At 43.7% G+C, this 11,523-nt stretch carries 11 protein-coding genes and 2 pseudogenes; 5 read left to right on the top strand and 8 right to left on the bottom strand.

All coding sequences use genetic code 11. From position 1 onward, the window contains the following. Nucleotides 1-2: 2 nt before the first annotated feature. Nucleotides 3-1,212, bottom strand: a pseudogene (locus tag PKHYL_RS06330) (acetyl-CoA C-acetyltransferase). A 62-nt stretch (nt 1,213-1,274) separates the two neighbouring features. Next, nucleotides 1,275-2,426, bottom strand: a complete 1,152-nt coding sequence (locus PKHYL_RS06325; RefSeq protein WP_102090554.1) for an acyl-CoA dehydrogenase family protein — start codon at nt 2,424-2,426, stop codon at nt 1,275-1,277. A 273-nt stretch (nt 2,427-2,699) separates the two neighbouring features. Between PKHYL_RS06325 and PKHYL_RS06320 the strand changes: the two genes are divergently transcribed. Further along, nucleotides 2,700-3,410: a TetR/AcrR family transcriptional regulator gene (locus tag PKHYL_RS06320; RefSeq protein WP_083328831.1), complete on the top strand. Its 711-nt coding sequence runs from the start codon at nt 2,700-2,702 to the stop codon at nt 3,408-3,410. Between the two features lies 1 nt (nt 3,411). Here the strand turns inward: PKHYL_RS06320 and PKHYL_RS06315 are convergent, their stop codons facing one another. The 4 genes from PKHYL_RS06315 to PKHYL_RS06300 all read right to left on the bottom strand — a co-directional run bounded on the left by PKHYL_RS06315 (nt 3,412) and on the right by PKHYL_RS06300 (nt 5,537). After that, on the bottom strand, nt 3,412-4,299 hold the full coding sequence (locus PKHYL_RS06315; RefSeq protein WP_240365636.1) for an IS3 family transposase: 888 nt from the start codon (nt 4,297-4,299) through the stop codon (nt 3,412-3,414). 71 nt (nt 4,300-4,370) lie between these two features. Further along, complete coding sequence (locus PKHYL_RS06310) at nt 4,371-4,760, bottom strand: helix-turn-helix domain-containing protein (protein WP_240365635.1); 390 nt, start codon at nt 4,758-4,760, stop codon at nt 4,371-4,373. Nucleotides 4,761-4,867: 107 nt separating this feature from the next. Continuing rightward, nucleotides 4,868-5,056 (bottom strand): hypothetical protein, encoded by a 189-nt coding sequence (locus tag PKHYL_RS06305; protein ID WP_240366244.1) that lies wholly within the window; start codon nt 5,054-5,056, stop codon nt 4,868-4,870. Between the two features lie 4 nt (nt 5,057-5,060). Continuing rightward, nucleotides 5,061-5,537, bottom strand: coding sequence for a hypothetical protein (locus PKHYL_RS06300; protein WP_240366243.1), 477 nt, complete (start codon nt 5,535-5,537; stop codon nt 5,061-5,063). A gap of 1,066 nt (nt 5,538-6,603) precedes the next feature. On the opposite strand from PKHYL_RS06300, the gene PKHYL_RS06295 reads away from it, so the two are divergent. The 4 genes and pseudogenes from PKHYL_RS06295 to PKHYL_RS17295 all read left to right on the top strand — a co-directional run bounded on the left by PKHYL_RS06295 (nt 6,604) and on the right by PKHYL_RS17295 (nt 10,021). Next, complete coding sequence (locus PKHYL_RS06295) at nt 6,604-7,803, top strand: sugar transporter (protein ID WP_071001816.1); 1,200 nt, start codon at nt 6,604-6,606, stop codon at nt 7,801-7,803. Nucleotides 7,804-8,330: 527 nt separating this feature from the next. Beyond that, a pseudogene (locus PKHYL_RS17305) lies at nt 8,331-9,014 on the top strand (SGNH/GDSL hydrolase family protein); the annotation flags it as partial. Nucleotides 9,015-9,059: 45 nt separating this feature from the next. Further along, a complete protein-coding gene (locus PKHYL_RS17300; protein ID WP_269778314.1) occupies nt 9,060-9,758 on the top strand; it encodes an autotransporter outer membrane beta-barrel domain-containing protein in 699 nt (232 codons plus the stop codon). Then, on the top strand, nt 9,674-10,021 hold the full coding sequence (locus tag PKHYL_RS17295) for an autotransporter domain-containing protein (RefSeq protein WP_269778275.1): 348 nt from the start codon (nt 9,674-9,676) through the stop codon (nt 10,019-10,021). The genes PKHYL_RS17300 and PKHYL_RS17295 overlap by 85 nt, the downstream gene beginning before the upstream one ends. Nucleotides 10,022-10,172: 151 nt before the next feature. Here PKHYL_RS17295 and arfB read toward each other — a convergent pair whose 3' ends face one another. Beyond that, the gene (gene arfB / locus PKHYL_RS06285) at nt 10,173-10,586 is read right to left on the bottom strand and encodes an alternative ribosome rescue aminoacyl-tRNA hydrolase ArfB (RefSeq protein ID WP_071001818.1); all 414 of its coding nucleotides are present in this window, start codon (nt 10,584-10,586) and stop codon (nt 10,173-10,175) included. Beyond that, nucleotides 10,583-11,518, bottom strand: a complete 936-nt coding sequence (locus PKHYL_RS06280) for an HpcH/HpaI aldolase/citrate lyase family protein (protein WP_240366242.1) — start codon at nt 11,516-11,518, stop codon at nt 10,583-10,585. Before PKHYL_RS06280 ends, arfB begins: the two co-directional genes overlap by 4 nt. Between the last annotated feature and the right edge of the window lie 5 nt (nt 11,519-11,523).

Genomic DNA, 11,523 nt, shown 5'->3' with positions numbered 1-11,523 from the left:
GGTTAAACACGCTCGATAATAGTGGCAATTCCCATACCACCGCCCACACATAGCGTAATCATAGCAGTCTGTAAGTCGCGGCGTTCCAACTCATCAAGGACTGTCGTCATTAGCATCGCGCCCGTTGCCCCAAGCGGATGACCCATAGCGATTGCACCACCATTGACGTTGACAATATCAAGCGAGATTCCAAAATCATCAGCGGTATTCATCGGCACAGCAGCGAATGCTTCATTAATCTCCCAAAGGTCTATGTCAGAGGCTTGCATGCCCGCTTTATCGAGGGCTTTTTGGCAAGCTGGCGTTGGACCTGTCAGCATAATGGCAGGCTCTGAACCAATGACTGAGGCCATTGTGATTTTGGCGCGTGGTTTTAGTCCTGCTTTTTGCCCAGCCGCCGCGCTACCGACCAAACAAATCGCCGCCCCATCAACGATGCCAGAAGAATTACCCGCATGATGCACATGATTCACGGTTTCAATCGTGGTGTATCGGTCTAATATCACACTATCAAAGCCCATTTTTCCCGGCATAATAAAAGAAGGTTTAAGACCCGCTAAGGTTTCGACATGGGTATTAGGACGGATGGTTTCGTCTTTATCCAATAGCATCATGCCATTGATATCGGTGACAGGGACAACAGATTTGTCGTAATAGCCGTTCTCCCAAGCCTTTGCTGCGCGGCGATGTGATTCGGTGGCAAAAGCATCGACATCGCTACGGCTAAAGCCTTTGAGCGTTGCAATGGTATCCGCGCCCACCCCTTGCGGCACGAAATGCGTCGCTTCATTCACACGCGGATCCATGTACCAAGCACCGCCATCAGAGCCCATCGGCACACGGCTCATAGACTCCACACCGCCTGCCACTACCATGTCTTCCATACCTGACATGACTTTGGCAGCCGCAAGATTAATAGACTCCAGACCAGAGGCACAAAACCGAGACAAAGTTAACCCAGCCACACTTTGTGCCCAACCAGCATCAATGACGGCGATACGCGCAATATCAGAGCCTTGCTCGCCCACTGGGGTCACGCAGCCAAGCACCACATCATCGACCAAACTGGTATCCAAATTATGACGCTGCTCCATCTCCTTTAATAAGGTACGTGTCAGCCAGATTGGTGACGCCTGATACAAAGAGCCGTCCTTTTTTCCCTTTGCCGCGTGGCGTGCGGATAGCATCATAAATATAAGCAGTCTCAGTCATAAAAAATCCTTTTTTTATTTTTTAAATAAACAATAACTATCGTAGTCTTATAATATAAGCGTCTACATAAAGCGTGATGCCAACTCTTTCATAATCTCATTGGTGCCGCCATAGATTTTTTGCACGCGCGCATCAGCATATAAACGGGCGATAGGATACTCGGTCATATAGCCATAGCCACCAAACAGCTGCACGCATTCATCGATGACTTCGCACTGTTTTTCGGTGACCCAGTATTTGATCAATGAAGCATGCGGTACAGACAGTTTGCCATCTAACATCGCATCGACTGCCGCATCACACATGGTACTGGCAGCGAGATAATCGGCATAGCATTCAGCCATCTTAAAACGGGTGTTTTGAAATTTCCAAATAGGTTTGCCAAAGGCTTCACGGCCCTTTACATAATCTAGTGTTAGATTGATAGCCAGCTTCATCGAACCGACCCCTGATAGCGCAATGATGAGGCGCTCACGTGGCAGCTCTTGCATCATCTGTATAAAGCCCATGCCTTCCACCGTACCCAACAGGTTGGTTTGCGGTACACGGACATTGCTAAAGAAAAGCTCTGAGGTATCTTGAGAGGTCAGACCAATCTTATCGAGATTGCGCCCACGTTCAAACCCTTCTACGTTGTCCGTTTCTACGATGATAAGTGAGACACCTTGCGCGCCTTTTTCACGGTCTGTTTTGCATGCTAATAAGATAAGATTGGCGTGCTGACCATTGGTGATAAAAGTCTTAGAGCCATTGATAATGTAATCATCACCGTCTTTTACTGCATAGGTTTTGATGTTTTGTAGGTCGGAGCCAGTGCCAGGCTCAGTCATGGCGATAGCGCCAATATATTCGCCCGTTGCCATTTTTGGTAACCACGCTTGTTTTTGTGCTTCAGTACCATGGGCTAAAATATAAGGCGCGACAATACCTGAATGCACCATACCGCCAAATCCTGACTGATTGGCCTCAGTCTGTGCGTAGATGAGCGCGGCTTCATGACCGAAATCGCCGCCGCCGCCGCCATACTCGCTTGGTATTGCCGCACACAAAAACCCCATCTCGCCCGCTTCTTCCCACGCAGCACGATCGATCATGCCGTTTTTGCGCCACTGCTCATCCTTTGGCTCCCAAGATTGAAACATTTTCAAGGCGCTGTCATACACCATCTGATGTTCTTCGGTCATCCAGTTTGGGGTAAATTTTTCGATACTCATGATGTCTATCCTTGACAAGATTGAATGAATAACAGCTATATCCAAGCCATTTTTTAAGTTATGGTAATTTATATTACCGTTATAGATATGCGATAAATTCTTTGTATTTATTAATATACGAGTCTTATACTAGGCTATGAAAAACCACTTCGCAATATATTAAATAAAAATGGTAATTCAAATTACTCATTAATTTAATCACGTTAGATTATCGAGAAAATCACTTAACTGATAGGACGTATCAAATAACCAATACTTTAAGAAGCGATAAATATGAAAACCTTTAATCAGTCAGATAGCCCCACGCAAACGCGATCGCTAGCACCCCTATCCGATATGCGACCCGCAACTTTGGATAAAATTGAACAGGCCGTTCGTAAGGTCTTTGCAGGATTTGATGCTAATGAGGTGACGATGGCGCAGATTGCAAAGTCTGCAAATGTTTCCTTGCAAACGCTCTACAAGTACTTCGGGGACAAGCAAACGCTGTTTTATACCATTATGGATATTGTGCTCGGCAGATTAGCCGCTCGCATCATGGATCATCTGCAAGGGATTGATAGCGTACAAGATCGTCTACGTAAGACGCTGTGGGTCTGCTTTGATTTTGTAGACTCGCATCCAGATGCGGTGATGGTGCTGTCTTCTGTGTCGGCCTCGCGTATACGTAATATCGCAATCTATGAAAACAAAGAGTTAATTGGCGCGTTTTTGGCGGTATTAGAAGATGGTCAAAATCGTGGGGTGCTCAATGACACTGTCCCACTGCACATACTCTTCGATGTGTTTATGGGATTTATTAGTCGACTTGGCTTAATGCATACCATTCGCCAAACAGAGACGCCATTAAATGCAGAGTTTGATGCGCTATTTGTAATTTTATGGCGCGCCATCTCTAAACCTGAAGCATTAAACAAAAAATTTAATGCAAAGAACCAAAAAGCCCCACGATATGAACTGACCCCCGAAACTTGGACGGTTTAGTTTATACCAAGGACTGAGTTCTGTACTGCACAGGGCTCAGTCCTTTTAGTTTGAGTTGAATACGCTCATTATTGTAATAATGCATATACTCATGAATCTGTTGTTCTAACTGCTCAATCGATTTTGGTTTCTCAATATAAATCGTCTCGCACTTCAGCGTACCAAAGAACCCCTCCATCAGCGCATTATCCAAGCAGTTGCCTTTTCTGCTCATGCTTTGCTTAATACCGTGCTGTTTAAGCGCCTTACTGAACGGTCTCATCTGATAATGCCAGCCTTGATCTGAATGCAGCATTAAACGGTTGTTCTGGTGCGTATCTATCTTATCTAACGCCTTATCTAGCATCTTGCTAACCAAATCATAGGTAGGTCTCTTTGAGAGCGTATAGCTGATGATCTCATTGTTATAACAATCGAGTATCGGTGATAAATATAGCTTATGATCACCTACCTTAAACTCAGTAATATCAGTGAGCCAGCGTGTGTTTGGTCTATCTGCATGAAACTGACGCTTTAAATAATTCTTTGCAATTTTGCCTTGTACACCTTTATAAGAGCGATATCTTTGTCGTCGAATCCGTGCACTTAAGTTTAAATGACGCATAAGCTTAGCGATGAGCTTGTGATTGTAATGGCTACCTAACTGCTTTAGCGCTGCCGTTATTCTACGATAGCCGTACCTGCCTTTATGCTGGTGATACAGCTTAGTAATACGCTGTTTTAAGTCAGCATGTTTATCTTTATCACCAAGCTTTTCTCTATGATAGTAAAAGACGCTTTTAGGCATACCAGCGGCTTTAAGTAAGTCAGATAAACAGCAGCGCTCTCTTAGTCCCTTCGATGAGCCTTGCTTTTTGCCTGCTTTTTCCTCCCGCTTTGAGCAAGGCATCGAGCTTTTTTAGGTAGGCAACCTCTGCACGTAAGTACTCATTCTCACGCTTCAATTCTGCTAAGCTTTTTTCATCCCTCTGGTTTGTCTGTAATGAAGGGTTTGCTCATGACGGTTCTACCTTTAGGTTTGGAGATGAGTCCAGATATGCCTTCTAGTCGATACGCTTTATGCCAGTGACTAATAAGCGCCGGTGAGCTGATGTTATACCTTAAAGCAACTTCCAATTGACTTAAGCCTTGGCTAAGCATCGTTGTAATGACTTTGTGTTTAAACTCGTGACTATAGTAAGCTTTGCTGGTCTTTGGTTTGATAGCTTCAATACCACCGCTTTGATATTGCTTAACCCATTTGATAACTATCTTATTATCTAGGTTAAATTCCTCAGCTGTAGCACGACCAGTATGTCCTTGCATATAGTATGCGATGACTTCAAGCTTAAAGTCTAGATCGTAGCGCATAAAATACCCCATAAGTTGTGTCCAACTTATGGGGGGCAGTTCAGATAAAGTGAGGCTTTTTTATACTGAGTCTTCTAATTTATACTAAGGCTTCTTAGTCGATGAGCTTAGATTATTATACTCTTCATATACTCACAGCATTTTAGATACTGCTGGATTTTTGGTAAGCCATAATCTGCATGATCAACCACATGGTTGTTTTGTTCAATCGTCAGTCGATAACCTTTGATAACACCATCGTATGGCAAACTGCCCTCATACTGCTGATAATGCTCGCAGATGCTGTCTTGAATCACTGATTTACGTTGAGCATCGTCTAATTTGGCAAATCCATCTGGGAGGTATGTGAGCCAAACGTGCAGCATTACCACGAGACACCCAATTATCGACACTCGTAAAGGTAAAATCCACTTGCGCTCGTAAGCTATATTTAGGTAGCGTATTAGAGTGGTTCGTCAAGTCATTTTTAATCTGAGCAATATCTTCTGCGAATGGTTGATACGGTATCTCAAGCACGACAAATAGCTTTGCCAAAAACTCATCAGCGGTAAAGTATTTGTCCATATAGCTGCTATCAAGTCCAAGATACCTATGCGACAGTACATGGCGCAGGCGGTCACAGGCAGGAATGGTATGCTTGATAGGATAACCCATGGCGCTGACAATATCTTGCGAACGTAGCTCAAGTGTGGCTATCTGATTGATCGCATATTGTGCTAAGAGATGGCGTGGGTGATAACGGCGGGTATATTGAGATTGGTTGGCAATGTGGCTCATGATATTGAACACCTTAGACTCCTATAACTCCGACGAAAAGGTTGATATACGCCCAAATGGGCAAAAAATCAGGCACAAATGAGGTTGTCGGAGTACAGGCTCATGCGCTTTACCAAGGTTATTTTATATCGTGCTGGAAGTTGCAAGGTTTATTACGCTGCCATGAAACGGTTGTCACGGACGGCAATAACAAAACTGTTAAACCCACGATAGATCGTTCAATGATGATAGCACAACAGATAGCAGAAAATAAATACCGATATGTTTACTTATTAGAACTCTTGCAAAAGTACCAGTTCATTGACTTCCACTGACGGAGTTACAAGGGCTGACGATGACTTATGCAAGAAGTCTATTTTTCAATAGTAAATGGTTAGGTTTTTAGATTAAAAAAACTAGGGCGTGTTGAACATTCGACCATGGCACTGACAGCGACTATTTTTTAGGCGACTCGATGTTAAAAATAATAAGTTTAGTCACTCTAAGCGCTTATTTTTTTACGATGAAGCGGCAAAAAGAGTCCTGTCCCCCTGTTTTATCGTTGGGGCTGATGCTAAAATTGCCCCATACTGCGTTACAAATCTCGCTAAGGCATCTGCATTATCGTCGCTTTGTGCCTTGTCTGGAACCATTTTAGCGATCAGCAGTGCCTATTTGCAAATGTTCAACACGCCCTAATATTGAGTTTTATTTTCCTATATCTATTGCGTATTTTTATTAACTCTCTTTTCCTAGGCCTTTCATGCTGAGCTTTAGGTTAACAATCCTTATCAAAAACATCTTTTACAATCGACTTTGGCTTGCTATCTTGCCTCGCGACGCTTGTATTCCAAGAATACCTGCCCCACCTTGACTTGTCACCCGCTGTATTAGGGCGTGTCCCTATTTTAAAAATGGTGATAAAGATAATATAAATCGCAGACAAACAAGGAAAGTAGCTGGCTAATATCGAGATATTGACTAGCTATTTGACGCCGTTTGTCAAAGATTTAGCCATTTTTAGCCCATTTAGTGATAAACGTTTGAATTAGGGACACGCCCTAGCACCTGCTTTGTATTGGATTTTATGACACATAACCTTGAGGCGAGCGCGAACGCTCGCCGAACTCAGTATTTTCAAGTATTTTTGATGGGCGTTAGTGCCTTTATTATGAACACCACAGAATTTGTCCCTGTGGCGCTATTGAGCGATATCGCCCAAGATTTCTCTATTACCACAGCAGAAACGGGCTGGATGTTGACGCTCTATGCTTGGATTGTGGCAGCGATGTCATTGCCGCTGATGCTATTGACCAGTCGATTTGAGCGCAAACGGTTACTCTTAGGACTGTTTGCCGTCTTTATTGCCAGTCATATGCTATCTGTATTTGCATGGAGCTTTGATGTACTGCTCATTAGCCGAGTTGGGGTTGCGCTGTCGCATGCGATATTTTGGTCCATTACAGCAGCAATCGCCATACGTGTGGCACCCGAAGGCAAGAAAGCCATGGCGCTGAGTGTGCTCGCAACTGGGACGTCGCTTGCAATGGTACTCGGTGTGCCGTTGGGACGGTTGGTTGGTCAATGGTTTGGTTGGCGCGCGACATTTGGCGGCATTGGTGTCATTGCGCTTGTCGTCTTTATTTTGCAAGCGAAACTATTACCTACCTTACCAAGTATGTTTGAGGGATCTTTTAGAAAGATTCCAGAACTACTCAAGAACCCCTTACTAGTCTGTCTATATTTGCTTATCTTGCTCGTCTTTACCGCACACTATACGGCCTACTCTTACATAGAACCCTTTATGCGTCAGGTCGGTAATATCAGCGAAAACGCAGCTACTTTTGTGCTACTACTGTTTGGGGCAGCAGGCATTGTGGGCAGTGTGATATTCAGTCGTTGGGGTGATAGATATAACACCCAATTGATGCTGGTATCTACGATATTAATACTTGTCTCTATGCTGACATTGCTGTTTGTCGTGACCTCGGTATGGGCGCTTAGTGTTAGTGCACTGCTATGGGGCGCGGCACTCATGCTACTGATTATCTCAATGCAGGCAAAAGTCATCATGGTCGATGTCAATGCACAAGACATGCTGATGGCGATGTTCTCAGGTATTATCAATTTAGGTATTGGAACAGGCGCTTTGTTTGGTGGCTATGCAGTGACGCATATCTCGATATCAAGCGTGGGTTATGTCGGCGCGGCTATTGCGAGTATCGCTCTGCTCCTAATGTTATTTATGATAAAACGCTTCCCTGAGTTGAGTCGGCGACTTGGCTAAGTGTAATCTATCTATTGATACCGATGCTTTGTGAAGGGATTAAAAGTAGTGATGTATGTAATAAAATGGTTAGGTAATAGTACAGCCTTGCAAGGCTTGCTAGATTTCTTCTAAGGATATAGTCGAACCACTATTGAAGTGTTACAGCGTTAGACTCGTTTAGCCTACTACTGTGGTACTTGCAATCGTCTGCCTTGTACCACTTTTAATATTGATTGACTATACAAAAGTTGTAAAAATAAGACAATATTCTTTTGATGTTGTAATCAAAATGATTGCTAGCCTTCTAAAAAATAGTTACACTCCATTGACAATCTATTACATTAATGACAAGGATGTCGCTATGCCCCGTAATACCGCTCGCTCCATAGTTGGTCATACTACTCTCAAAATTTTAACAAAAGCATGCTTGCCATCAGCCTATCTATCGCTGGTATTTATCACGCAAATGCTTATGACAGTGTCACCTTTTTGGCGACAGTTTAACGGATGGCGGATATTTTAGCCCCCTCACTCAAGGTGCGTTTGGGCTTGAAGAGTCAGGTCAATTTACTACTAACCCTGATAATACATGGGCAGCGTCATTCGCTGAACAACTAGGTACTACTGCTGTCGCCAATACTTATGATGGTAGTCAGACAGGTAATAATTATGCAATTGGTGGTGCAAGAGCAGGCGTAGATGTCACTGCTTTTGGTATTCCGGTGGCCTCTGCCAATAGCCAAGTTAATAATTATATTGATAATAATCAAGTAGATCCTAATGGACTTTATGTCGTGTGGGCAGGTGCAAATGACTTGCTTGCGGCGGCTGAAGATCCTGCTAATGCCCAAGCTACGATACTTGGCGCAGTAGCGAGCCAGGCCGAAACAATTAATACACTAAAAGACAATGGCGCAAACTACATTTTAGTACCTAATATTCCTGATATCGGTCTGACGCCTAGAGCTATTGATCAAGGGCCTGTGGCACAAGCGCAAAGTACTGGCGCTACTAGTCTATATAATCAATTTATGCTTAGTGCTGCAGCAAATACTGGGGCAAATATCATACCGCTAGACACTTTTAGCTTATTACAACAAATCGCTAGTAATCCTACGGCTTATGGATTTACTAATATGACCACGCCAGCCTGTACTGAAGACTTGGTTACTGATAGCTCACTATTTTGCGGGTCAAGCAATCTAGAAACACCTGATGCCAACGAAACCTACTTTTTCGCTGATGGCATTCACCCGACCGGTCAGGCGCATCAAATGATTGCTGACTATGCAAATGCTGTTGTCACTGCCCCCAGCCTAATCGGTGTGCTGCCACATATTGCAACGACAACCGGACTTGCAACCAATGAGCGCTTACAGTCACACGTCAACCAAATCCAAAGCAGTGAGCAAAAACCTGCCCGTACACTATGGGCTGTCGGTGAAGTCGCCAATCAAGACATTGCAGGGTTTGATGGTGATAATAATACCCAAGTATTACTTGGTGTAGATTTTGCTCATCCTAATTCAGCCAATGCCGTGACAGGCTTATACGGTAACATCACCCAAAAAGACTTTGAAAACTCAGATGTCGGCACAGGTTTAAGTGATATTGATCTGGGAGAAGTTGGTTTTGGTGTCTATCATAGCAACAAGTTTGGTGGTTTACAGATAAATGGTGCTGCAGGATTTGGCAACATGGATGTCGATGTCACACGTGCTGTCACACTTGGTAGCAACCAACAACAGTTCAAGTCAAATGCTGATGGTAAACGTTATTATGCCAACCTGCAGGCAGGCTACCCATTGCAGGTAAGTAATATTGCCGTCACACCTTATATCGGTGCAACAGCGAGCCGCGTAAAAATTGACGGACTCAAAGAAAAGAGATGTCTGGCGTTGCCATGCAGTTCGATGAGCAGAAGTACTCTACGACATACGGCAAGATTGGTATCAAAGCCAATCATACCTTGATGGAGAACCTCAACTTATTTGGTGATATTCATTATCAAAAGCAGCTGAGTGACAATCGCAAAGCGGTAACAGCAAGTTTGAATACGCTATCTAATATTAGTTTTGAGACACCTATGGTCGAAACTGATGATGATAACGTTGCCATGACACTTGGAGTGTCTAGAAGCTTTGGTCTATTAAACGCTAATGCTGGTGTCACACATTCACAAGGTGATGACGATGACTCAACCATCCTATTTATTGGACTTAATGGCGCATTCTAAATAACTATTTAATCTAGCATAACGGTATAGGTGATAATTTCTCGCCTATACCACTATAAACTCAAAAACCGCCATAATCTACGATGACTTTTGCTGTATAGCTGTTGTGTCGCAAAACCTCTCAATGACAAAAGCTAGTATCACAAATTCTCTAGAAATCTACTTTACCGCGTAAAGCTTTGGTTTTGCCGCGCTGGGTTTTTTGATCCACCCGTTTGCGTTTGGCATTCCGACTTGGTTTGGTGGGCCGTCTGGTTTTATTGACATGCGTGGCTTTATTGATAAAGCTTTGCAGCCGTTCAAGCGCATCGATTTTATTGCGCTCTTGCGTACGAAACTGCTGTGCTTTAATGATAAGTACGCCCTCTTTGGTGATACGGCTGTCTTTACTGTCTAGCAATCGTTGTTTGTACGCATCGCTTAGGCTTGAGGTGTGAATATTAAAACGTAGATGGATGGCAGAGGAGACTTTATTGACATTCTGCCCGCCTGCGCCTTGTGCGCGTATGGCACTAATCTCTACCTCATTATCATTGAGGCTAATCTGGTTATTGATAAAAATCATAATGTGCTTTTATATACGAGTAGATATGGCTCATAATAAAGCATTATAGCTTTGCCTGCTACTTTGCTAATAACCGCTGCTTCTCCAAAAGTTGACGACTGCGCGCAATCACTGGCGCATCGACCATCCTCGCCATCTATTTTAAACACCGCTTGCCCGCTTTTCTCATACTCTTCTATCACCCGCGTTGCAAACGCAAGCGCTTTGTCTATCGGCTGCAAGGCTTGTTGCACAGTGGCAACTTGCTTAGAATGAATGCATAACATCCCTGCCATACCCATTTGTGACCACAAATTTACTCGATTACTTAACCCTGACTCATCTTTAAAATCAGGATAAATCGTATCGATTGGCGGCGATAGCTGATGTACTTTTGAGGTCAAAATAAGCTGATAGCGAATCTGATTGGCAACTATCTCGGCTGATGGCGTCCCTACTTGTACTTGTAGATCATTACACAGATCCAAAAACCCATAGCTAAAAGCGGCCAAACCTACTGCTTTTGCCATGCTATCGATTTGGTATAGCCCGATGGCACTCTCTATCAAAGCGATTACAGGTAAACCTGTCAGCTGATGTATGCTGTCGATATCTTCGGCGCGCTCGGCCTTAGCCAATAACACACCAGCCAAGTTAGGCATTCTCTGACAAAGCACGATGTCTTTGAAAAACTCCTCACTACCCGCTTGATTGATACGCAGCCAAATGGGCCGATAAGTTTGCTTTGCATTTTGCTCATCGTAGTAGTTTTTTAATGCGTCTCGAGCCGCCGCTTTGTCTTGCTTGGCAACGGCATCTTCTAAATCCACAATCACGGCATCTGCGCCACTAGCAAAGGCTTTTTCTATCCTATCGATGCGAGTCGCTGGCACAAATAGCCATGTTTTATTTTGAGAAATAGTATTTATTTTATGATTGGTCAATGAGTCCATATTTG

It is taken from the genome of Psychrobacter sp. KH172YL61 (genome assembly GCF_007182895.1).
Lineage (GTDB): Bacteria > Pseudomonadota > Gammaproteobacteria > Pseudomonadales > Moraxellaceae > Psychrobacter > Psychrobacter pacificensis.
This window is presented reverse-complemented; position numbering and strand designations above follow the sequence as displayed.